Annotated in this window: 17 protein-coding genes; 15 read left to right on the top strand and 2 right to left on the bottom strand. The window is 60.8% G+C overall.

The window, feature by feature from the left end; translation table 11 throughout:
* Positions 1-41: 41 nt before the first annotated feature.
* The gene (locus PSH96_RS19025; protein WP_305454311.1) at positions 42-1,991 is read left to right on the top strand and encodes a hypothetical protein; all 1,950 of its coding nucleotides are present in this window, start codon (positions 42-44) and stop codon (positions 1,989-1,991) included.
* Here PSH96_RS19025 and PSH96_RS19020 read toward each other — a convergent pair.
* Together PSH96_RS19020 and PSH96_RS19015 are read right to left on the bottom strand one after the other, a co-directional pair.
* Positions 1,977-5,285: an EAL domain-containing protein gene (locus tag PSH96_RS19020; RefSeq protein ID WP_305454309.1), complete on the bottom strand. Its 3,309-nt coding sequence runs from the start codon at positions 5,283-5,285 to the stop codon at positions 1,977-1,979. The two genes, PSH96_RS19025 and PSH96_RS19020, sit on opposite strands and share 15 nt — an antisense overlap.
* Before the next feature lie 67 nt (positions 5,286-5,352).
* Positions 5,353-6,243 carry a LysR family transcriptional regulator gene (locus PSH96_RS19015; protein WP_058419748.1) on the bottom strand — a complete coding sequence of 297 codons (891 nt, stop codon included), beginning with the start codon at positions 6,241-6,243 and terminating at the stop codon, positions 5,353-5,355.
* Positions 6,244-6,383: 140 nt separating this feature from the next.
* Here PSH96_RS19015 and leuC point away from each other — a divergent pair, with 140 nt between their 5' ends.
* From leuC to purF, 14 genes are all read left to right on the top strand, one after another.
* The gene (gene leuC / locus PSH96_RS19010; protein WP_305454308.1) at positions 6,384-7,802 is read left to right on the top strand and encodes a 3-isopropylmalate dehydratase large subunit; all 1,419 of its coding nucleotides are present in this window, start codon (positions 6,384-6,386) and stop codon (positions 7,800-7,802) included.
* Positions 7,803-7,812: 10 nt separating this feature from the next.
* Positions 7,813-8,457 carry a 3-isopropylmalate dehydratase small subunit gene (leuD, locus tag PSH96_RS19005; RefSeq protein WP_003234333.1) on the top strand — a complete coding sequence of 215 codons (645 nt, stop codon included), beginning with the start codon at positions 7,813-7,815 and terminating at the stop codon, positions 8,455-8,457.
* Positions 8,458-8,602: 145 nt separating this feature from the next.
* Positions 8,603-9,367 (top strand): class I SAM-dependent methyltransferase, encoded by a 765-nt coding sequence (locus PSH96_RS19000; RefSeq protein WP_305454307.1) that lies wholly within the window; start codon positions 8,603-8,605, stop codon positions 9,365-9,367.
* Positions 9,368-9,420: 53 nt separating this feature from the next.
* Positions 9,421-10,503, top strand: a complete 1,083-nt coding sequence (gene leuB, locus PSH96_RS18995; RefSeq protein ID WP_056861237.1) for a 3-isopropylmalate dehydrogenase — start codon at positions 9,421-9,423, stop codon at positions 10,501-10,503.
* A 64-nt stretch (positions 10,504-10,567) separates the two neighbouring features.
* Positions 10,568-11,680: an aspartate-semialdehyde dehydrogenase gene (asd, locus tag PSH96_RS18990; RefSeq protein WP_005789767.1), complete on the top strand. Its 1,113-nt coding sequence runs from the start codon at positions 10,568-10,570 to the stop codon at positions 11,678-11,680.
* Positions 11,681-11,919: 239 nt separating this feature from the next.
* Positions 11,920-12,930, top strand: a complete 1,011-nt coding sequence (locus PSH96_RS18985) for an aspartate-semialdehyde dehydrogenase (protein ID WP_305454306.1) — start codon at positions 11,920-11,922, stop codon at positions 12,928-12,930.
* Between the two features lie 161 nt (positions 12,931-13,091).
* Positions 13,092-15,665: a FimV/HubP family polar landmark protein gene (locus PSH96_RS18980; RefSeq protein WP_305454304.1), complete on the top strand. Its 2,574-nt coding sequence runs from the start codon at positions 13,092-13,094 to the stop codon at positions 15,663-15,665.
* A 242-nt stretch (positions 15,666-15,907) separates the two neighbouring features.
* Positions 15,908-16,732, top strand: coding sequence for a tRNA pseudouridine(38-40) synthase TruA (gene truA / locus PSH96_RS18975; protein ID WP_056861241.1), 825 nt, complete (start codon positions 15,908-15,910; stop codon positions 16,730-16,732).
* A 64-nt stretch (positions 16,733-16,796) separates the two neighbouring features.
* A complete protein-coding gene (locus tag PSH96_RS18970; RefSeq protein WP_058419753.1) occupies positions 16,797-17,429 on the top strand; it encodes a phosphoribosylanthranilate isomerase in 633 nt (210 codons plus the stop codon).
* A gap of 245 nt (positions 17,430-17,674) precedes the next feature.
* On the top strand, positions 17,675-18,595 hold the full coding sequence (accD, locus tag PSH96_RS18965; RefSeq protein WP_003234319.1) for an acetyl-CoA carboxylase, carboxyltransferase subunit beta: 921 nt from the start codon (positions 17,675-17,677) through the stop codon (positions 18,593-18,595).
* Entirely contained in the window at positions 18,592-19,899 is a 1,308-nt protein-coding gene (folC, locus tag PSH96_RS18960; protein WP_305454303.1) for a bifunctional tetrahydrofolate synthase/dihydrofolate synthase, read from the top strand. Before accD ends, folC begins: the two co-directional genes overlap by 4 nt.
* Entirely contained in the window at positions 19,883-20,557 is a 675-nt protein-coding gene (locus PSH96_RS18955; RefSeq protein WP_305454302.1) for an SPOR domain-containing protein, read from the top strand. Before folC ends, PSH96_RS18955 begins: the two co-directional genes overlap by 17 nt.
* A 183-nt stretch (positions 20,558-20,740) precedes the next feature.
* Positions 20,741-21,298 (top strand): CvpA family protein, encoded by a 558-nt coding sequence (locus tag PSH96_RS18950; protein WP_003212681.1) that lies wholly within the window; start codon positions 20,741-20,743, stop codon positions 21,296-21,298.
* Between the two features lie 41 nt (positions 21,299-21,339).
* Positions 21,340-22,845 (top strand): amidophosphoribosyltransferase, encoded by a 1,506-nt coding sequence (purF, locus tag PSH96_RS18945; RefSeq protein ID WP_017138746.1) that lies wholly within the window; start codon positions 21,340-21,342, stop codon positions 22,843-22,845.
* The last annotated feature ends 38 nt before the right edge of the window (positions 22,846-22,883 follow it).

The following is a 22,883-nucleotide window of genomic DNA, read 5'->3' as shown; positions in this document are numbered from 1 at the left end:
TTTTAAAGTGTATTGATTGACTGGCTGCAGGAGTCATCTGTGTGGACATCGCCAAACGCAATCTCTCAACTCTTACAGCACGCGTACCTGTCCTGCCTTTTACAGGGCCGATAGCCAACTCGGCAGACGTAAAATGGCTGGATGTTGTCAACGCATTCAATGCCCCTCCAAGACGCTTTGGTGAGGATTATGATGCCAGTGCTCACGCGGCGGTTATCAAAATGATAATGGTCACGTTTGGTCAACGCCCTGCGGACGTGTTTGTGCAGGTCAAGCGTTCCGGGCAGGGGTATGAGGTCACGCTTAGAGATGGCAATACAGTGCAAGTCTCTGAGCTCGAGTTACGACAAACAGCCGCCCACTCAAAGTTTGTAGGCAATGACATGGCCGTGATCAGTGATGCGAACTTTGCATTGGCTGTTTTTATTAAACGTAAACAACTTTTGGGTGCGCAGGCGGGCAACAGCCAGGGGTTTGAGCGTGTGTTGTCGAACTCTTTGCGTGGTGAGACGACCTACAATCTACTCAAAGGCTTGGGTATGGCCGGTTTTTTACGCCAGGTACCCTCGGCGCAGTTAGTAAGCAGCGGCGGCGTCGGAGTCATGCAAACCCATACATTTGGCGCAGGCTTGGTGTATGAGGGCGTTAGCCATGAATATGGGCGCAAGCGACCTGTTGATCGTCCCTATGTTTACGTACTGGTTAACGACAAGGCATCCGGCCCTGGCGTGCAGCCAGTGATCGATTCGACTTCCGACATCGATGCTTGGGCAAAGGGTCAGGCACCTGTCGATATAGTAAGAAGTTTTGACGTCGCAGAACGACGGTTCGGTGAGGGCGACACCCGTCGGCATGCGTCCGTGATCAAAATGATGATGATGAGGTTTGGCCAGCGTCCTTTGGATGTGTTCGACAAGGTCGTGGCAGCCGCAGATGGCTATGACATCACGATGAAGGACGGTTTTTCTTTACATCTTTCCAAAGAAGAATTGCGTCGCACGGCCGGGGTCTCGCGGTTTTCCGGAAGTGACAGCGGTGCGGTGATGGACGCCAATTTCATGTTGGCGGCCTATGTGAAACGTGTGCAGCTGACCAGTACGGACGCTGATACCCCTGGGCACTTTGAGGCCGCGCTATCCGGGGTCATGCTTAATGACACGGTCTACCGGATATTGAAAGGCATGGGGATGATCGGTTTCTTGCGCATTGTCGAGCCCGAAAAGATGCAGAAAAAAGGCACCGTTGCGGTCGTGGACAGTTTCGCCGGTGAGCTCGTACTGGATGGCATCAAGCACCCATTCGGCAAGCAACAGCCTGTTGTCAAAGACTATGGCTATATGCTTGCCATGCAGGCGCCGCACACCGCCTCGGCAGAACGGGACAGTACCCTTTCCAACCTCTCCAATCGCCCGGTGGGCGTCAAGCCCGACAATATCTGGAGTGGGTTCTACCAAGGTTCCGAACTCAATTGCGTCACGGTCTCGGCGATCAAGGCCGCGATGATGAAGTACGGTCAAAATCCCCAGGGCATTTATAAACGCATTACCGAAACACCTGAAGGTTATACCGTGACCATGCGTGATTCATGCACCGTGCAGCTGACCCACGATGAGTTGAAACAGGCGCAAAAAGGTTCGCACTTCTTCGGTGAAGATAAAGGCCTTTTGGCCGATGCGGTTTTCTTGTTCGCCGTGAGCGCCAAGCGCGCGCAAATGGAAAATCATGAGTTTCGGGCCGAAGCGAGTTTTGAGGCCGCTATGGGCACGCTCAACGATAAGGAAACCGCCGGCGAAGCGCTTCGGCGCCTTGGCTTGTATGCCTTCACGCGTGGCAGCACTGCCGAGGAACTGGCCAGTGGCGTTCCGGGCACCCTCGCCAATCATGGCCACTCCGTAGGCGTATTTGATGGGGTTATCGATTTTTATGGCTCAAAAATGAAATTGGCCGGTTCGGATTGGGTGCAAGGCGCTCATGCGTTAAAGCTTGTGTGAACCGCGTGAGGGCGGTTGGACCAGTAACTGCCTGAACGCCTCGATCGGCAACGGCCGGCTGTGCAAATACCCCTGAAACAAATGGCACCCCAGCTTTTGCAGGAACGCCAGTTGTTCCGGGGTCTCAACGCCCTCGGCGATCACGTCCAGATTGAGGCTGCGCGCCATGGCCACAATGGCGCGGATGATTTCCGCATCGTTGGGGTCATGGGTGGCATCACGCACAAAGGACTGGTCGATCTTCAGCGCGTCCACCGGCAAGCGCTTGAGGTAGGTCAACGACGAATAGCCGGTGCCGAAGTCATCCATGGCAAAGCTCACGCCGAGTTTTTTCAGGCGGCGCATCTTCGCTACGGTGTCATCCAGGTTCTGGATGACGATGCCTTCGGTGATCTCCAGCTTTAACAGGCTGCAGGGCAGATGATGCTGTTTGAGGCTGTGTTCTACCCGCTCCACAAAGTCGTTCTGGCGAAACTGCCGGGGGCTGATATTCACGCACAGGCTGAAATCAAGCGGGTCTACCAGGCCCTCGGCGATCAGCTGCGCAAAGGCGCCGCAAGCTTCATCGAGGATCCAGGTGCCGACCTCCAGGATCAGGCCGCTGTCTTCCAGGACCTTGATAAATTCGGTGGGTGACTGCGCGCCCAATTGTGGGTGCTCCCAGCGCACCAGTGCCTCGGCGCCGACAATTTTGTTGCCGCGTGCATCCACTTGAGGCTGGTAGTGCACGCTGAACTCACCGCGTGACAGCGCCAGGCGCAAGTCGGTCTCCATGCGCAGGCGCTCGCTGGCGGTTTTCTGCATGCTGTTGTGGAACATTTGCGTGGTGTTGCGCCCCGAGTCTTTGGCGCGATACAGCGCGATGTCGGCGCGCTTGAGCAGGTCGGCGGGCGTGGAACCATGATCGGGAATCAGCGCCACCCCAATGCTCGGCGTGACTTGCAGGCGGTGGCCATCGAGGAACATCGGCTCCGACAGCAGTTCGCGCAGCGTGTCGGCCAATAGGTGCACTTGGCTGCCGACCTCTGCACGTGTGCCCTCCAGTCCACTGAGCAACACCACGAACTCATCACCGCCCAGGCGCGCCACGGTGTCTTCCAGGCGCACGCTGGCTTCCAGTCGCGCAGTGACTATTTTTAGCACGGTGTCGCCCACCGGGTGGCCGAGGGAGTCGTTGATGTGTTTGAAGTGGTCAAGGTCGAGGAACAGCAACGCGCCACGCAGGTTATGGCGTTTGAGCAAGGCGATCTGCTGGCTCAAACGGTCCATCAGCAGCGCACGATTAGGCAGGTTGGTCAGTGGGTCGTGATAGGCCAGGTGACGAATCTGCGCCTGGGCGTTTTTCAGCAGGCTCACATCCCGAGCAGTCAACAGCAGGCACGGGGTTTCATTGAGGGTGATGGGTTCCACCGAGACTTCCACCGCCAACACGTCGCCGTGCTTGTTGTGCCAGAGCATTTCCAGGTGATGAATGCGGCCCTTGATCTGCAGCTCGGCCAACAACGCCGCGCGCTGGTTTTCATCGGCCCAGATGCCGATCTGGTAGAGCGTGAGGCCGATGGCCTCTTCGGCGCGGTAGCCGGTCAGGCGGCAAAAGCCGTCGTTGACCTCGACATAACGGCCGGTGTCGCGTTCGGTGATGGAAATCGCATCGGGGCTGGAGTGAAAAGCCTTGGCGAATTTTTCCTCACTGGCTTTGAGCGCAGCCTCCGAGCGCTGTTGCTGGGTGATATCGCGCAGTGTGGTGACGATGCACGGCTGATCGCCGACCTTGATCAACCGGCTGGAAATCACGCAGGTCAGGCTTTGGCCGTTCTGGTGATGTACCACCAGAGCCACATTGCTCAACAACTGTTCGCGAATCACCTGCTCAATGCGTTGCAGGCGCTGGCTTGAATCATCCCACAGGCCGATCTGCTCGGCGCTGTTGCCGATGACGTCGGCGGCGGTCCAGCCGAAGGTCTGAGTAAAGGCCGGGTTGATCTCGATAAACACGCCGCTGTCCAGGCAGGTTACGCAGATCGGGTCAGGGCTGGCCTGGAACAGGCTGGCGAATTTCTCTTCGGAGGCGGTCAGGCGTTGTTCGCGTTCAACCTGGTCGGTGATATCGAGCAAGGTGCCGGCCATGCGCAGCGGCTTGCCGGCGTCATCGCGATACAGGCGTGCGCGGCTTTCCAGGTAGCGCGGGCTGCCATCTTCCATTTCCACACGGTAGGTCAACTGGTAGTTACCGTCCGGGCCTTCGCGCAGGCTGCGGTAGGCGTTGCGCATGCCCTCGCGGTCGGCATCGGACATGCCTTCAAAAAACGCGTCGAAGGCTTCGTGGAAAGGTTCGGGCGGCAGGCCGTGCAACTGGGCGGCGCGGGCCGAGCCGTAGAGCATGCCGGTGGGGATGTGCCAGTCCCAGGTACCCAGTTGCGCCGAATCCAGGGCCAGGTCGAGGCGCTCCTGGCTGTCCTTGAGCGCCTGTTCGGCGTTCTTGCGGTCGGTGGTGTCGAGGAAGGTGCTGATCAGGTAAGCCTCGCCTTCAAGCTCGACCTTTTGTGCACTCAGGGTGCCATCGTGGATCTGACCGTTGCTGGCGCAGAACTGCACGTCCATGGTGATCGGCTCGCCCTTGCGCTGGGTGGCCCTGACCAGCAGCGCGCGCTCCTCGGGGTGGCGCCACAGGCCCAGTTCCAGGGTGGTGCGGCCGATGGCCTCGGCCACGGGCCAGCCAAAGTGAATCTCGAAATATTGGTTGGCTTCGCTGATGCGGCCGTCGGACTGGCGGGTGAGCAACACCATGTTGGGGCACAGGTGAAACAGCGTGGCAAAGCGTTTTTCCGATTGCATGAGGGCGTGTTCGCGCTCGCGCTGGCGGGTGGTTTCGCGGATCACCCCGATCATACGGCGTCGGCCGGCTTTGTCCGGCGCCAGGCTGCCGTTGATTTCCAGCCAGTGATGGCTGCCATCCGGCCATTGGATATGGTGGTGCATGGCCTGCTCGAACGGCTCGCCGGCCAGCACCGCATGAAACGCGCGCACCACTCGGGCGCGGTCCTGAGGCGCCAGCAGGTCCAGGTAGTCCAGGTCTTTGGGCAGTGGTTGCCGAGGGTCGTAGCCGAACAGCGCCTGGGTGCCGCGTGACCAACTGATCCTGCCGGTGTCGATTTCCCAGCACCACGCGCCAAGGCGGGCAGCATTGAGGGCCGCCAGCAATTGCGGTGCACTTTCCCAGCTTTGTTCCGCCTCTTGAGGGTCCAAGGCGTAAATGCGCGGCAGGGGCGGCACGGAATCGAGGGGGTTGCGCATTATCAAAGGGCCTTGGCTCAATGGGCGTTCGGCGCGGTTCTATTCAGGCTTTATGGGCCGCACAGCTTCATGCCGGTGTCCCTGGCAGATCGACCTGTGCATCCAATAGGCTCATGAAAGCCCGCGCAGCGTTCGACAGCGTCCTTTCGGTGTGCACGATATAGCCTAGCTGGCGACTGAGCTGTATGCCCGGCAAAGCGATGCTTGCCACCTGATCATCGAGCATGGTGCGCGGCAACACGCTCCAGGCCAGGCCGATGGAGACCATCATCTTGATGGTTTCCAGGTAGTTGGTGCTCATCGCAATGTTGGGCGTAAGGCCCTGCGCTTCGAACAGCCGGCTGACGATATGGTGGGTGAAGGTGTTGCCGCCGGGGAAAACCGCCGGGTGTTTGGCAATGTCGGCCAGGCTGACCGTGCCGTTGCCGGTCAAGCTGTGTTCCGGCGCCACCACAAAATCCAGCGGGTCGTCCCACACCGGCGTGGCGCGCACCAGGTTGTGCGGTTCAGGCGCCAGGGTGATGACCGCCACTTCGGCGCGGCCGTGGAGGATTTCTTCGTAGGCCACTTCCGAATCAAGGAACTGAATATCCAGTGCCACATTGGGATATTGCCGGGTAAAGGTGCGCAGGATCGGCGGCAGGCGGTGCAGGCCGATGTGATGGCTGGTGGCCAATGTCAGCCGTCCGCTGACTTCGCCGGTCAGGTTGGTCAGCGCGCGGCGCGTATCGTCCAGCACATTCAGAATCTGATAAGCGCGCGGCAGCAGGGCGCGTCCGGCCTCGGTCAGGCCGACTTCACGGCCCAGGCGATCGAACAGGCGCACCTTTAATTGCTGCTCCAGCCCGGCGATGCGTTTGCTGATCGCCGGCTGAGTCAGGTGCAGGCGTTCACCGGCGCCGGAGAAGCTGCCGGTCTCGGCGATGGCAATAAAGGCGTTGAGGTTGGCCAAGTCCATGGTGGTATTCCAGTTGGTAATCCAAAGCATAAAAAATATGAATTTGAGTTATTTAATGTAGCGCCATACCATCAGCCTCACAAGCCAAAGGGTTATTGAAAAGCCCGGCGTTTAGATGCACCTGTGATGAGGACCGACTGATGGCCGGCAAAACGCTTTACGACAAGCTTTGGGATTCCCATGAAGTGAAACGGCGCGACGATGGCTCGTCGCTGATCTATATCGACCGTCACATCATCCATGAAGTGACCTCGCCCCAAGCGTTCGAAGGCCTGCGACTGGCCGGGCGCAAGCCTTGGCGCGTCGACTCGATCATCGCCACCCCGGACCACAACGTGCCGACCACCCCGGAACGCAAGGGCGGCATCGAAGCCATTGCCGACCAGGTGTCGCGCCTTCAGGTGCAGACCCTCGACGACTACTGCGACGAATATGGCATCACCGAATTCAAGATGAATGACGTGCGCCAAGGCATCGTTCACGTGATCGGCCCGGAGCAGGGCGCCACCTTGCCAGGCATGACCGTGGTCTGCGGCGACTCCCACACCTCTACCCACGGTGCATTCGGCGCCCTGGCCCATGGCATCGGCACCTCCGAGGTCGAACATGTGTTCGCCACCCAGTGCCTGGTCGCCAAAAAGATGAAGAATATGTTGGTCAAAGTCGAAGGCACCTTGCCCTTCGGCGTGACCGCCAAAGACATCGTGCTGGCCGTGATCGGCAAGATCGGCACCGCCGGCGGTAACGGCCACGCCATCGAGTTTGCCGGCAGCGCGATTCGCGACCTGTCCATCGAAGGCCGCATGACCATCTGCAACATGTCCATCGAAGCCGGTGCCCGCGTGGGCATGGTGGCGGCGGACGAAAAAACCGTTGAATACGTCAAAGGTCGCCCATTTGCACCGGCGGGCGCCGATTGGGACGCTGCGGTCGAGGCCTGGAAAGACCTGGTCTCCGACGCCGACGCGGTGTTCGACACCGTGGTCGAGCTCGACGCGGCCCAGATCAAGCCGCAAGTCAGCTGGGGCACCTCGCCGGAAATGGTCTTGGCGGTTGACCAGAACGTGCCGGACCCGGCTAAAGAAACCGACTTGGTCAAGCGTGGCTCCATCGAACGCGCCCTGAAGTACATGGGCTTGAAGGCCAACCAGGCGATCACCGACATCCAGTTGGACCGCGTGTTTATCGGTTCCTGCACCAACTCGCGGATCGAAGACCTGCGCGCTGCGGCGGTGATCGCCAAAGGCCGTAAAGTGGCTTCGACCATCAAGCAAGCCATCGTGGTGCCGGGTTCGGGCCTGGTGAAGGCTCAAGCTGAAGCCGAAGGCCTGGACAAGATCTTCCTCGAAGCCGGTTTTGAATGGCGTGAGCCGGGCTGCTCGATGTGCCTGGCGATGAACCCGGACCGTTTGGAGTCGGGCGAGCATTGCGCGTCCACTTCCAACCGTAACTTCGAAGGGCGTCAGGGCGCTGGTGGCCGTACCCACCTGGTCAGCCCGGCCATGGCCGCTGCGGCTGCCGTCAACGGTCGTTTCATCGACGTTCGCGAATTGATCTGAGGAATACCCGATGAGAGCTTTTACCCAACACACCGGCCTTGTCGCCCCTTTGGATCGCGCCAACGTCGACACCGACCAGATCATCCCCAAGCAGTTCTTGAAGTCGATCAAGCGCACCGGTTTTGGCCCTAACCTGTTCGACGAGTGGCGCTACCTGGACGTGGGCTACGCCTACCAGGACAACTCCAAGCGCCCGCTGAACAAGGATTTCGTGCTCAACGCCGAGCGCTACCAAGGCGCCAGTGTATTGCTGGCGCGGGAAAACTTCGGCTGCGGCTCCAGCCGTGAACACGCGCCGTGGGCCCTGGAAGAATATGGCTTTCGCAGCATCATCGCGCCGAGCTACGCCGACATCTTCTTCAACAACAGCTTCAAGAACGGCTTGCTGCCGATCATCTTGAGCGATGCCGAAGTGGATGAGTTGTTCAAGCAGGTGGAAGCGGATGTGGGCTACCAACTGACTGTTGACCTGGCCGCGCAGACCGTGACCCGCCCGGACGGCAAGGTGTATCACTTTGAGGTGGATGCGTTCCGCAAGCATTGCCTGATCAATGGCCTGGACGACATCGGTCTGACCTTGCAGGACGGCGATGCGATTGCCGCGTTTGAAGCCAAGCACCGGGCGAGCCAGCCCTGGCTGTTTCGCGATGCCTGATTCTATGTAGACCGGACTGGCCTCTTCGCGAGCAAGCCCGCTCCCACATTCGACCGAGTTTCTTCAGTTGAAATGCAATCAAATGTGGGAGCGGGCTTGCTCGCGAAAGGGCCAGTAGCAACAACACAAAGCTAGGGATATCACCATGACCACCACCGCCCACACCCAAGTCGTGCAAAAACAATTCGGCGAGCAAGCCGCCGCCTACCTGAGCAGTGCCGTGCACGCCCAAGGCACCGAATTCGCGCTGCTCCAGGCCGAACTGGCTGGGCAGGGCGCTGCACGCCTGCTGGATTTGGGGTGTGGTGCGGGGCATGTGAGTTTCCAGGTGGCGCCACTGGTCAACGAGGTAGTGGCCTACGACCTGTCCAAACAGATGCTCGACGTGGTTGCCGCAGCTGCTATAGATCGCAACCTGGCCAACATCCGCACCGTACACGGCGCCGCCGAGCGCCTGCCGTTCGCCGATGGCGAGTTCGATTTCGTGTTCAGCCGCTACTCGGCCCACCACTGGAGCGACCTGGGCCTGGCGCTGCGCGAAGTGCGCCGAGTGCTCAAGCCGGGTGGCGTGGCGGCCTTCGTCGATGTCTTGTCACCGGGCAGCCCGCTGTTGGACACTTACCTGCAAACCGTCGAAGTGCTGCGCGACACCAGCCACGTGCGCGATTACTGCGCCGCCGAATGGATGCAACAGCTCAGCGAATCCGGCTTGCATGTGCGCACCAGCCGCCGTCAGCGCCTGCGCCTGGAATACACCTCGTGGGTCGAGCGCATGCGCACACCAGAGGTATTGCGCGCCGCGATCCTTGCGCTGCAACAGGCAATGGGCCAGGAAGTGCGCGATTACTACGAGATTCAAGCCGACGGCACCTTCAGCACCGACGTGCTGGTGGTTTTCGCTGAACGCTGATTGATTTTTCCCGACCTGCCCACGGGCGGGTCGCTTGATGAAATGAGGAACGCATGAGCAAGCAGATTCTGATTCTCCCTGGCGACGGTATTGGTCCGGAAATCATGGCCGAAGCGGTCAAGGTCCTGGAACTCGCCAACAGCAAGTACAACCTGGGCTTTGAGCTGAGCCACGACGTGATCGGCGGCGCGGCCATCGACAAGCACGGCGTGCCGCTGGCCGACGAAACCCTGGACCGCGCCCGTGCGGCCGATGCTGTGCTGCTCGGCGCCGTGGGTGGCCCGAAGTGGGACAAGATCGAGCGTGATATCCGCCCGGAACGCGGCCTGCTGAAAATCCGCGCGCAACTGGGCCTGTTCGGCAACCTGCGCCCGGCCATCCTCTACCCGCAGCTGGCCGACGCGTCGAGCCTCAAGCCGGAAGTGGTGGCGGGCCTGGACATCCTGATCGTGCGTGAACTGACCGGCGGTATCTATTTCGGCTCGCCACGCGGCGTGCGCGAGTTGGAAAATGGCGAGCGTCAGGCCTACGACACCCTGCCGTACAGCGAGAGCGAAATCCGCCGTATCGCCCGTGTCGGTTTCGACATGGCCCGTGTGCGCGGCAAAAAGGTCTGCTCGGTGGATAAAGCCAACGTACTGGCCTCCAGCCAACTGTGGCGCGAAATCGTCGAAGAAGTCGCCAAGGACTACCCGGACGTCGAGCTGAGCCACATGTACGTCGACAACGCTGCCATGCAACTGGTGCGTGCGCCCAAGCAGTTTGACGTGATCGTTACCGACAACCTGTTCGGCGACATCCTGTCAGACCAGGCCTCGATGCTCACCGGCTCCATCGGCATGCTGCCGTCGGCGTCCCTGGACACCAACAACAAGGGCATGTACGAGCCGTGCCACGGTTCGGCGCCGGACATCGCAGGCCAGGGTATTGCCAACCCGCTGGCGACCATTTTGTCGGTGTCGATGATGCTGCGTTACAGCTTCAACTTGAGCGAAGCGGCGGATGCCATCGAGAAGGCGGTCAGCCTGGTGCTGGATCAAGGTTTGCGCACCGGTGACATTTGGTCACAGGGTTGCAGCAAAATCGGCACGCAAGAAATGGGCGATGCAGTAGTCGCCGCGCTGCGGAATCTGTAATCTCTCCGGCCCGCTTGCAGTTGTTGCTGCAAGACGGCCCACTTTTTAACAAGGTGTAGTTGCGATGAAACGTGTAGGTCTGATCGGTTGGCGCGGTATGGTCGGTTCCGTGCTCATGCAGCGGATGCTGGAAGAGCAGGATTTCGATCTTATTGAGCCGGTGTTTTTCACCACTTCGAACGTAGGTGGCCAAGGGCCGTCCGTGGGCAAGGATATCGCCCCGCTCAAGGACGCCTACAGCATTGAAGAGCTGAAAACCCTCGACGTGATTCTGACCTGCCAGGGTGGCGACTACACCAGCGAAGTCTTCCCCAAGCTGCGTGAAGCCGGCTGGCAGGGTTACTGGATCGACGCCGCCTCGAGCCTGCGCATGCAGGATGACGCGGTGATCATCCTCGACCCGGTGAACCGCAAGGTCATCGACCAGCAGCTGGATGCCGGCACCAAGAACTACGTCGGCGGCAACTGCACCGTCAGCCTGATGCTGATGGGCCTGGGCGGCTTGTTCGAAGCCGGCCTGGTTGAGTGGATGAGCGCCATGACGTATCAGGCGGCGTCCGGCGCCGGCGCGCAGAACATGCGCGAACTGATCAAGCAGATGGGCGCGACCCATGCCGCTGTCGCCGATCAATTGGCCGACCCTGCCAGCGCGATCCTCGACATCGACCGCCGTGTGGCCGAAGCCATGCGCAGCGACGCTTACCCGACCGAAAACTTCGGTGTGCCATTGGCCGGCAGCCTGATTCCGTGGATCGACAAGGAGCTGCCAAACGGCCAGAGCCGCGAAGAGTGGAAGGCCCAGGCCGAGACCAACAAGATTCTGGGTCGTTTCAAGAACCCGATTCCGGTAGACGGCATCTGCGTGCGCATCGGCGCCATGCGCTGCCACAGCCAGGCGCTGACCATCAAACTGAACAAAGACGTGCCGATCGCCGATATCGAAGGGCTGATCAGCCAGCACAACCCATGGGTCAAGCTGGTGCCGAACAACCGCGACATCAGCATGCAGGAGCTGAGCCCGACCAAGGTCACCGGCACCCTGAATGTACCGGTGGGCCGTCTGCGCAAGCTGAACATGGGCAGCCAGTTCCTCGGCGCGTTCACGGTAGGCGACCAGCTGCTGTGGGGCGCGGCCGAGCCGCTGCGTCGCATGCTGCGGATCTTGCTCGAGCGTTGATCGCTTGAAGCCGTAAGAGAAACCCGCGCTCTGGTGACAGGCGCGGGTTTTTTGTTGCCCTTGAGGCCGCCATCGCAGGCAAGCCAGCTCCCACATTGTGTTTTGTGAACACATTCAAGGGTGGGAGCTGGCTTGCCTGCGATGAGACCATCAGTCTCACCACAAAGGCCAGCTTAATTGCCTCACCCCGAACCACCCGGTAAAGTGCCGCTCCCCCCGCAATGCCCGAGGCAGCCCCCATGACCCAGACCTTTGAAATCGCCGTGATCGGCGCCACCGGTACCGTCGGTGAAACCCTGGTGCAGATTCTCGAAGAGCTGGATTTTCCGGTGGGCACCCTCTACCTGCTGGCCGGCAGCAATTCGGCCGGCGCCTCCGTGCCGTTTCGCGGCAAGAACGTGCGGGTCAAGGAAGTCGATGAGTTCGATTTCAAAAAAGCGCAGCTTGCCTTCTTTGCGGCCGGCCCGGCCGTTACCTTGAGCTTCGCCCCGCGCGCCACCGCTGCTGGCTGTGCGGTCATCGACCTGTCTGGCGCGTTACCCGCTGAACAGGCGCCTCACGTGGTACCGGAAGCCAATGCCCATGTCCTGGACAGCTTGAAAAAGCCCTTCCAACTGAGCAGCCCAAGCCCATCGGCGACCAACCTGGCCGTGGTGCTGGCGCCGTTGCGTGAATTGTTGGAGATCCAGCGTGTCAGCGTCACCGCCAACCTGGCGGTATCGGCCCAGGGCCGTGAAGCCGTCAGCGAGCTGGCGCGACAGACCGCCGAACTGCTGAACGTGCGCCCGCTGGAACCCCAGTTCTTTGATCGGCAGATGGCCTTCAACCTGTTGGCACAAGTAGGTACTCCAGATGCGAAAGGCCATACAGCTCTGGAGAAACGTCTCGTATACGAACTGCGCGCGGTGCTGGAAACTCCATGGCTGAAGATTTCTGCAACCTGCGTTCAAGCCCCGGTGTTTTTTGGCGATAGCCTGACGGTGTCGCTGCAATTGGGTGCGCCGGTCGACCTGGCAGCGGTGAACCGTGTATTGGAAGCGGCGCCTGGCATTGAACTGGTTGAAGAGGGCGATTACCCCACGGCTGTGGGCGATGCGGTCGGCCAGGATGTGGTCTACGTCGGCCGTGTGCGGGCGGGTGTGGATGACCCGGCGGAACTAAATCTGTGGCTGACGTCAGATAACGTACGCAAGGGCGCGGCACTCAACGCCGTACAGCTGGCGCAGTTGTTGATAAAAGGCCTTGTGTAAAAGATACTTGGCGGCAATTTGTAGATTGATTCTAGCCAAGCGCTATGCTTGGCCCCAAGCGGTAAAGAAGCGCGTCGGTAACCTATCGGCTCGCCATGCCTTATGGCAGCGGTTACCAACCTTCTCGCAGGCCGGGGAGTGTTCAGACAAAGGATGAGGCTATGGTTCAAGTTCGCAAACTGGTGTTAGCAATAGCGGCCGCCTCGGCGCTGTCCTCCGGTATGGCGCAGGCGCTGCAACTTGGGGAGATGACCCTCAAGTCGAAGCTGAACCAGCCGTTGTCGGTGGAAATCGAATTGCTCGACGTGGGCGGCCTCACGGCTGCCGAGATCACCCCGAGCCTGGCCTCCGACCAGGCGTTTGTCGATGCAGGCGTAGACCGCCAGGCGTTCCTCAATGACCTGACGTTTACCCCGGTGGTCAACCCCAGCGGCCGCAGTGTGGTGCGCGTCACCTCCAGCAAACCGCTGCCCGATTCCTACGTACGTTTCCTGCTGCAGGTGCAGTGGCCCAATGGCCGCCTGATGCGCGATTACAGCGTTTTGCTCGACCCGGCCAAATTTGAGCAATCGGCGCCCGCCACCAGCGCGCCCACGCCGCGTTTGAGCGCACCGACCACCACTGCGCCCGCCACCACAGCGACGACCGCCAGCAAATCCGCTCAACACACCACGACTTCTCACGACACCTTGTGGGAAATTGCCGAAAAGAACCGCAACGGTGCGTCGGTGCAGCAAACCATGCTGGCCATTCAGGCGCTTAATCCTGATGCCTTCGTCGACGGCAACATCAACCGCCTGAAAACCGGCCAGGTCCTGCGCCTGCCGGACCGCCAGCAAGCCAGCAGCTTGCCGCAGCCCGAGGCGATTGCCGAAGTGACTGCGCAAAATGCTGCCTGGCGCGCAGGTCGTCGCGCAGCCAGTAACCCGGTGGCGGGCAAGCAACAGCTGGACGCGACCAAGCGCACCCAGGCGGGCAATGCGCCGTCGAGCACCACGGCCAAAGACAACTTGAGCCTGGTGTCGGCGGAGTCGGCCAAAAAAGGCGCGAAGGGCAAGGCCGGTGATAGCCGAGCGGTGAGCGACAAACTGGCGATGACCCAGGAGCAGTTGGACACCACCCGACGCGACAATGAAGAGCTCAAAAGCCGCGCGGCGGACCTGCAAAGCCAACTGGACAAGCTGCAAAAACTCATTCAACTGAAAAACGATCAACTCGCCAGGTTGCAGGCCGGCAACCCTGAGCCGGCACCGCAGGCGACAGCGGCGATGCCGGCTCAATTGGCAACTGAACCTGCGTCAGCGCCAGCACCCGCACCCGCTGAGGCTGCGCCCGTTGCCGCAGCACCCGCGCCCGAGCCAATCAAGGCGCAGGACGCGCCAGCCACCAACGAAGGCAAGTTCAACGAGCTGCTGACCAATCCGATCGTCCTTGGTGTAATCGGTGGCGCGGCTGGCTTGCTGGTGTTGTTGCTTCTGCTGCTGTGGGCGCGCCATCGCAATGCGCGCCTCGAAGAGGAAAAGCACCTGCGCATGGCACGCGCGCTGGCCGAAGAGCCGACATTTACGCCAAATGTGGATCACGATCTGCCTGCGGACAGCTTCGAAGGCCTTGAAGTGGCAGCACCGAACGTTAAATTGGCCGCCACTCCCGCGCCGGCGGCTGTTGCTGAGCCCGTGGTGGTGCCATCGGTCGCTTCCGTACTGGCGCCGTTGGCCGTTGCCGTCGCCCCGGAAAACTCCAGTGATGCACTGGCGCAAGCGCAATCCCATATCGACCGTGGCCACCTGAACCAGGCCGCCGATGTGCTGGAGCAGGCGATCAAGCGCGAACCCAAGCGCAGCGACCTGCGCCTGAAGTTGATGGAAGTCTATGGCCTGCAAGGCGACAAGGACGGTTTCGTCACCCAGGAGCGTCAACTGGTGGCCAATGGTGAAAACCATGCCCAGGTCGAGCAACTGAAAAACCGCTTTCCGGCCATGGCCGTGTTGGCGGCGGGCGTCAGTGCTGCGGTGGCAGCGGCGGCCCTGGATGCTCAATACGTCAAGGACTTGCTCGAAGACAAACCCGCCGCGCCAGCCCCGGAGCCTGAGGCGTTCGACACGGATTTCGACCTGAGTCTGGATGACCTGGAAGCGGCGTCACCCACCGTCGTCAGCCCGAAAGACGCGCCGAGCTTTGAGTCGGTGCTGCAACAGCAGACCGAAGCCAAGGCCAACCCGGATGACCTGTCGGATTTCGACCTGGATTTGCAGCTCGAGGCACCGTCTTCGCTGGCAGATGATGACTTTCTGTCGGGCCTGGAAGATCAAATGAAGGACGTGCCGGCCGTCGAGCCGCCGACCCTGGCGCCCACTGCGCTGGACGATTTTGACCTGCCGGAGGACTTCGATCTGTCCCTGGCCGATGAGCCGCAAGCCCCGGCCGCAGCCAAGCCTGATGCCTTCGCCTCGGAACTTGATGACGTCAACGCAGAACTCGATCGCTTGTCCCAGAGCCTCGAGCATCCGCCGATCGAGCCTTCCTTCACCGCTGAAGATGCGGCGTTGGGTGCTGATGAGCCGGAATTCGACTTCCTTTCCGGTACCGATGAGGTCGCCACCAAGCTGGACTTGGCCCAGGCCTACATCGACATGGGTGATACGGATGGTGCAAAGGAGATCCTGGAGGAAGTGCTGACCGGTGGCACCGCAGAACAGCGCGATGAAGCCAAGGAAATGCTCGGCAAAATCTAAAGAGCGCTGCAAAACCCCTCTGGGAGCGGGTTTGTGTGGGAGCTGGCTTGCCTGCGATGGTGTCGACCGGGTCTCAACTGTAGACCGAGGTGCCTGAATCGCAGGCAAGCCAGCTCCCACACAAGCCAGCTCCCACACAACAAAAGCGCCCCGCATACGTTCTACCGCCTTTATAATGGCTCTCTTCGCGCAACTCATCGGGCTCTCAGTTCTTGGCAAATATAGATAACGCGGCCGCCGAAATGGCGGCCGCAGGCTTTAATCGCATCGCCTTGGGCGTGGAATACAAAGGTTCGCGCTATCGCGGCTGGCAGCGCCAGGCTTCAGGTGTGCTGACCGTGCAGGAAACCCTCGAAAACGCGTTGTCGAAGGTGGCGGATTCGCCGGTCTCGCTGATGTGTGCCGGGCGTACCGATGCTGGTGTGCACGCCTGTGGCCAGGTGGTGCACTTTGACACCCAGGCCGAGCGCACGCTGAAAGCCTGGGTGATGGGCGCCAATATCAATTTGCCCCATGACGTCAGCGTGACCTGGGCCAAGGTCATGCCTGCGCATTTTCATGCGCGCTTCAAGGCCATTGCCCGGCGCTACCGCTATGTGATCTACAACGATCAGATCCGCCCGGCGCACCTGAATCAGGAAATCACCTGGAACCACCGCCCGCTGGATGCCGAGCGCATGGCCGAGGCCGCCCGGCATCTGGTCGGCGTGCATGATTTCAGCGCCTTCCGTGCAGGCCAGTGCCAGGCCAAGTCGCCCATCAAGGAAGTCCACCACCTGCGCGTGACCCGTCACGGCAAGATGATCGTGCTGGATATCCGTGCCGGCGCCTTCCTGCACCATATGGTGCGCAATATTGCCGGTGTGCTGATGACCATCGGCACTGGCGAGCGCCCGGTGGAGTGGGCGCGCGAAGTGCTGGAAAGCCGCGTTCGCCGCACCGGCGGTGTCACGGCGCACCCGTTCGGCCTGTACCTGGTGGATGTGGAGTACCGCGACGAGTTTGAATTGCCGCAACGCTTTATCGGTCCACATTTCCTCACAGGTTTCAGCGAACTTGACGGCTGACGCCTGCAAGCGCTTTTGTTACCATCCGGGACTTTCTCGGCCCAACCCCTGAGGTTTCCACGCCATGCCAGCCGTTCGCAGCAAGATTTGCGGGATTACCCGCATAGAAGACGCGCTGGCGGCAGTCGAAGCGGGGGCGGATGCCATCGGTTTCGTGTTCTATGCCAAGAGCCCGCGGGCGGTGAATGTGTTGCAGGCGCGGGCGATCATCGCTGCGCTGCCGCCATTCGTGACCACCGTGGGACTGTTCGTCAACGCCAGCCGTTGCGAACTCAACGAAACCCTGGATGCCGTGCCGCTGGATATGCTGCAATTTCACGGTGACGAAAGCCCCGATGAATGCGAAAGCTATCAGCGCCCGTACATCAAGGCGCTGCGCGTCAAGGCCGGGGATGACATTGCTGCTGCGTGCGCCGCCTATACTGGCGCTCGCGGCATTTTGCTGGATACCTATGTCGAAGGCGTGCCCGGCGGCACGGGTGAGGCCTTCGACTGGACGCTGATTCCCGAAGGCTTGAGCACGCCGATCATCCTCGCTGGTGGGCTCAACCCCGCGAATGTCGCGGCGGCCATCGAGCAGGTCCGGCCTTATGCGGTGGACGTCAGCGGCGGAGTGGAGCAGGGCAAGGGCATCAAGGATCACCACAAGATTCGCGCATTCATGCAGGCCGTGCGCAACAGCAGTGGCGCGATGTGACGGCTGGCAGTCTGCCGCCGTCCATAACTACCACTGTGTAGAACAGCACCGGCGCCGCCTGCGGGAGGCCCGGAAATGAAGTGGCAACCCTGCGTTGGCAGGTTGTCTGGAAGGCTGAGGATACAGGCGGGAAATGGCCGGTCGAACGTCTGACCCCGTCCAGCCTGTGTCATCGCCACATATGAATTTAGCTCAAGGGCATACGCGGGGCTGTGTTCAAGCCACCGGTACTGGAGAAAGAAAGCATGAGCAACTGGTTAGTAGACAAACTGATCCCTTCGATCATGCGTTCCGAGGTGAAGAAAAGCTCGGTTCCTGAAGGTCTGTGGCACAAGTGCCCATCCTGCGACGCGGTGCTGTATCGCCCGGAGCTGGAAAAGACCCTGGACGTTTGCCCCAAGTGCAACCACCACATGCGTATCGGCGCCCGCGCGCGCATCGACATCTTCCTTGATGCCGACGGCCGTAACGAGCTGGGCGCAGACCTGGAGCCGGTAGACCGTCTCAAGTTCCGCGACGGCAAGAAGTACAAGGACCGCCTGACCGCTGCGCAGAAGCAGACCGGCGAAAAAGACGCGCTGATTTCGGTCAGCGGCAAGCTGCTGGGCATGCCGGTGGTAGTGTCCGCGTTCGAGTTCTCCTTCATGGGCGGCTCCATGGGTGCCATCGTTGGTGAGCGTTTTGTACGTGCCGCCAACTACGCGCTGGAAAACCGTTGCCCGATGATCTGCTTTGCCGCCTCCGGTGGTGCGCGCATGCAGGAAGCGCTGATCTCCCTGATGCAAATGGCCAAGACCTCTGCGGTGCTGGCGCGTCTGCGTGAAGAAGGCATCCCGTTCATCTCGGTACTGACCGACCCGGTTTACGGCGGCGTTTCCGCCAGCCTGGCGATGCTGGGCGACGTGATCGTCGGCGAGCCCAAAGCGCTGATCGGCTTTGCCGGCCCACGCGTGATCGAGCAAACCGTGCGTGAAAAACTGCCGGAAGGCTTCCAGCGCAGCGAGTTCCTGCTGGAGCATGGCGCGATCGACCTGATCATCCCGCGCGGTGAACTGCGTCCACGCCTGGGTAACCTGCTGGCGCAAATGATGGGCTTGCCGACGCCTGTGTATGTCGCACCAAAAATCGAACCTATCGTTGTTCCGCCGGTGCCAGCAAACCTATGACCCAACGTACCCTGGGCGAATGGCTCGCCTACCTTGAGCAGTTGCATCCGTCAGCCATCGACATGGGCCTGGAGCGCTCGCAACAGGTAGCGGCCCGCCTCGGGTTGGGCCGGCCGGCGCCGCGTGTGATCACGGTGACCGGCACCAACGGCAAAGGCTCTACCTGTGCCTTTGTCGCGGCGCTGCTGCAAGCCCAAGGGCTTAAAGTAGGCGTCTACAATTCTCCGCACCTGCTGCGTTATAACGAGCGGGTGCAGCTCAATGGCGTCGAAGCCACTGACGCGCAGCTCTGCGAAGCCTTCGCCGCACTGGATGCCGGGCGTGGCGAAATTTCCCTGACCTACTTCGAAATGGGCACCTTGGCGGCGTTCTGGCTGTTCGAGCGTGCGCAGTTGGATGTGGTCGTGCTGGAAGTCGGGCTTGGCGGGCGCCTGGATACCGTCAACGTGGTGGACGCCGATATTGCGCTGGTAACCAGCATTGGTGTCGACCATGCGGACTATCTGGGCAACACCCGCGAGTCAGTGTCTTATGAAAAGGCCGGGATCTTCCGCCAGGGCAAGCCGGCGCTGTGTGGTGACCTGGACCCGCCGCAGCCTTTGCTGGACAAGGTGCGCGAGCTGGATTGCCCGTTTTACCTGCGCGGCCGCGAATTCAATCTCGAAGTTGGCGACCAGCATTGGCAGTGGCGCGGGCGTGATGCGCGCGGTCAGGTGGTAGAGCTGCGGGACTTGCCGCTGCTGAACCTGCCGATGGAAAACGCCGCCCTCGCGCTGCAAGCCTACCTGTTGATGGACCTGCCGTGGAATCCCGAGCAGATCGCTGCCACGTTGCTGGCTACCCGTGTAGTGGGGCGCCTGGATCGCCGCACATTCGAGTGGAAAGGCAAGCGCCTGAACGTGTTGCTGGATGTGGGGCACAACCCGCACGCCGCCGAGTACCTGGCGCAACGCCTGGCGCGCACGCCGCCGGTGGGTCGGCGCCTGGCGGTGTTCGGCTTGTTGGCCGACAAGGATCTGGAGGGTGTGGTTGCGCCGTTACTCGGCAATGTCCAGGCTTGGGCGGTAGCGCCGCTGGACACGCCGCGCAGTCGCCCGGCTGCCGAACTGCAAGTGGCCTTGCAGAACCTTGGCGCGCCGGTGGCGTCGTATACAAGCGTCACTGCAGCGCTTGAAGCGCAATGTGCGGTGGCGACGGCCGAGGACGAGATTCTGTTGTTCGGATCATTTTATTGTGTTGCCGAGGCGCTTGAGTGGTTGGCCCGGCGCTCCACGGAGGAAGCTGCACATGGCATTACTGGATAGCGCATACAAGCAGCGAATGGTCGGAGCGCTGGTATTGGTGGCATTGGCGGTGATTTTCCTGCCGATGCTGTTTTCGCGCCAGGACGAACAGCGTCAGGTCGTGGTCGAGGCACCGGCAGCGCCACAGGCGCCAGCGATGCCGCAGGTTCAGGTGGAACCGGTGGTGGTGCCTGAGCCGCAGGCGCTGCCTGAAGAGCCTGTGCCGAGCGATGATGAGGTGGCTGCGCAAACGGCTCCAGCGGCGCCAGCAGCGCCGGTGCAACAGAGCGTGCCGGTGGTCAAGCCGGCGCCCGCTCCAGCGGCTCCTGTGGTGGCTGCCAAGCCTGCAGCGCCAGCCCCTGCACCCAAGCCGGTAGCGCCACAACCTGCCGCACCGGGTAAGCCGGATGTCGGTCAAAGCCGTATCGACCCGAATGGCCTGCCGATCAGTTGGTCGATCCAGCTCGCCAGTCTGGCCAACCGTGAAAGCGCCGATGCCTTGCAGAAAAAACTGCGTGCCCAGGGCTATAACGCCTATATCCGCAGTGCCGACGGCAAAAATCGCGTATTTATCGGGCCGCTGATCGAGCGCGCCGAGGCGGATCGCCTGCGTGACCTGCTGGGGCGTCAGCAGAACCTGAATGGGTTTGTGGTGCGGTTCCAGCCTGAGCGTGGCTGAGTAAAGGGTTAGAATGCAGGCCAAATGTGGGAGCCAGCTCCCACACAAGCTCGACTCCCACATTGTTCTGGGTGGTGTTGAGATTGCTCAACCCATTGATTTGCAAAGCACCCACAATCACAGCTTACCGATAGCCCAGCGCTCTGCTAAAATGCGCCGCCTTATCCGTACGTAGGCTGCACTGTGCCATTTACCTGGGTTGATTGGGCGATCGTAGCAATCGTCGCCATCTCCGCTTTGATCAGTCTAAGCCGCGGCTTCGTAAAAGAAGCACTGTCGTTGCTGACCTGGATCATCGCAGGAGTTGTAGCCTGGATGTTCGGTGGTTCACTGTCGGTTTACCTGGCCGGGTATATCGAAACACCTTCGGCTCGCGTCATTGCGGGCTGCGCCATCATGTTCATCGCCACGCTGTTGGTGGGGGCAATGGTCAATTATCTTATTGGCGAGTTGATACGTGTCACCGGCCTATCCGGGACCGATCGATTTCTCGGCATGGCCTTCGGCGCCGCACGTGGCGGCTTGCTGGTGGTTGTGGCGGTCGGGCTGTTGAGCCTGGGGCCGGTACAGCAGGATTCGTGGTGGCAGGAGTCGGTACTCGTGCCAAAATTTCTATTGGTTGCAGATTGGTCCAAGAACCTCATATTGGGGTGGAGCAGTCAGTGGCTGGCCAGCGGAATCAGCGTACCCGCTGATCTTCCGTTCAAGGAACACCTCTTGCCGGCCAAAACGCCTCAGTAAGTAGTGTTCAGTCAAGATTCATTAAGTAGGGGTTGCGTCGCATGTGTGGCATCGTCGGTATCGTCGGTAAGTCGAACGTCAATCAGGCGCTGTATGACGCGCTAACCGTCCTCCAGCACCGCGGCCAGGACGCTGCCGGTATTGTGACCAGCCACGACGGCCGGTTATTCCTGCGCAAGGACAATGGCCTGGTGCGTGACGTGTTCCATCAGCGTCACATGCAGCGCCTCGTCGGGCACATGGGCATTGGCCATGTGCGTTACCCGACTGCCGGTAGCTCGACCTCGGCCGAAGCTCAACCGTTTTACGTCAACTCGCCTTACGGCATCACCTTGGCGCACAACGGTAACCTGACTAACGTTGAACAGCTGGCCAAGGAGATTTACGAATCTGACCTGCGCCACGTCAACACCAACTCCGACTCGGAAGTGCTGCTCAACGTGTTCGCCCACGAGCTGGCCCAGCGCGGCAAGCTGCAGCCGACCGAAGAAGATGTGTTCGCTGCCGTGACCGACGTGCACAACCGTTGTGTCGGTGGCTATGCCGTCGTCGCAATGATCACCGGTTATGGCATCGTCGGTTTCCGTGACCCGCACGGCATTCGCCCAATCGTGTTCGGCCAGCGTCACACCGACGAAGGCGTCGAGTACATGATCGCCTCCGAAAGCGTGTCCCTGGATGTGCTGGGCTTCACCCTGATCCGCGACCTCGCGCCGGGCGAAGCGGTGTACATCACCGAAGACGGCAAGCTGCACACCCGTCAGTGCGCGATTGCGCCGAAACTCACCCCGTGCATCTTCGAACACGTCTACCTGGCGCGTCCGGATTCGATCATCGACGGTGTTTCGGTGTACAAGGCGCGCCTGCGCATGGGCGAGAAGCTGGCCGAGAAGATCCTGCGCGAGCGTCCCGAGCACGATATCGACGTGGTGATCCCGATCCCGGACACCAGCCGTACCGCTGCGCTGGAGCTGGCCAACCACTTGGGCGTCAAGTTCCGCGAAGGCTTCGTCAAGAACCGTTACATCGGCCGTACCTTCATCATGCCTGGCCAGGCAGCCCGCAAGAAGTCGGTGCGCCAGAAGCTCAACGCCATCGAGCTGGAGTTCCGCGGCAAGAACGTGATGCTGGTCGACGATTCCATCGTGCGCGGCACCACCTGCAAGCAGATCATCCAGATGGCCCGCGAAGCCGGTGCGAAGAACGTGTACTTCTGTTCCGCCGCACCTGCCGTGCGTTATCCGAACGTTTACGGTATCGACATGCCGAGCGCCCACGAGTTGATCGCTCACAACCGTTCGACCCAGGATGTGGCCGACCTGATCGGTGCTGACTGGTTGATCTATCAGGACCTGCCGGACCTGATCGAGGCGGTCGGTGGTGGCAAGATCAAGATCGCCGAGTTCGACTGCGCCGTGTTCGACGGCAAGTATGTGACGGGCGATGTCGATGAGGCCTACCTGAACAAGATCGAGCAGGCGCGTAACGATTCATCCAAGATCAAGACCCAGGCGGTCAGCGCGATCATCGATCTGTACAACAACTGAGTAAACACCGGCCCTGAGGGGCCGGTTTTGTATCTTAA

The sequence above is a fragment of the Pseudomonas sp. FP2338 genome, assembly GCF_030687515.1.
Classification (GTDB): Bacteria; Pseudomonadota; Gammaproteobacteria; order Pseudomonadales; family Pseudomonadaceae; genus Aquipseudomonas; species Aquipseudomonas salomonii.
The sequence above is the reverse complement of the archived record's forward strand: the minus strand, read 5'-3'. Positions and strand labels throughout refer to the sequence as shown.

Coding starts and splice junctions, on each gene's coding strand:
- purF (WP_017138746.1), top strand. CDS start 21,340: ATGTGTGGCATCGTCGGTATCGTCGGTAAGTCGAACGTCAATCAGGCG.
- leuD (WP_003234333.1), top strand. CDS start 7,813: ATGAGAGCTTTTACCCAACACACCGGCCTTGTCGCCCCTTTGGATCGC.
- truA (WP_056861241.1), top strand. CDS start 15,908: ATGGCGGCCGCAGGCTTTAATCGCATCGCCTTGGGCGTGGAATACAAA.
- PSH96_RS18985 (WP_305454306.1), top strand. CDS start 11,920: ATGACCCAGACCTTTGAAATCGCCGTGATCGGCGCCACCGGTACCGTC.
- leuB (WP_056861237.1), top strand. CDS start 9,421: ATGAGCAAGCAGATTCTGATTCTCCCTGGCGACGGTATTGGTCCGGAA.
- PSH96_RS18980 (WP_305454304.1), top strand. CDS start 13,092: ATGGTTCAAGTTCGCAAACTGGTGTTAGCAATAGCGGCCGCCTCGGCG.
- folC (WP_305454303.1), top strand. CDS start 18,592: ATGACCCAACGTACCCTGGGCGAATGGCTCGCCTACCTTGAGCAGTTG.
- leuC (WP_305454308.1), top strand. CDS start 6,384: ATGGCCGGCAAAACGCTTTACGACAAGCTTTGGGATTCCCATGAAGTG.
- PSH96_RS18955 (WP_305454302.1), top strand. CDS start 19,883: ATGGCATTACTGGATAGCGCATACAAGCAGCGAATGGTCGGAGCGCTG.
- PSH96_RS19015 (WP_058419748.1), bottom strand. CDS start 6,243: ATGGACTTGGCCAACCTCAACGCCTTTATTGCCATCGCCGAGACCGGC.
- PSH96_RS19000 (WP_305454307.1), top strand. CDS start 8,603: ATGACCACCACCGCCCACACCCAAGTCGTGCAAAAACAATTCGGCGAG.
- asd (WP_005789767.1), top strand. CDS start 10,568: ATGAAACGTGTAGGTCTGATCGGTTGGCGCGGTATGGTCGGTTCCGTG.
- accD (WP_003234319.1), top strand. CDS start 17,675: ATGAGCAACTGGTTAGTAGACAAACTGATCCCTTCGATCATGCGTTCC.
- PSH96_RS18970 (WP_058419753.1), top strand. CDS start 16,797: ATGCCAGCCGTTCGCAGCAAGATTTGCGGGATTACCCGCATAGAAGAC.
- PSH96_RS19020 (WP_305454309.1), bottom strand. CDS start 5,285: ATGCGCAACCCCCTCGATTCCGTGCCGCCCCTGCCGCGCATTTACGCC.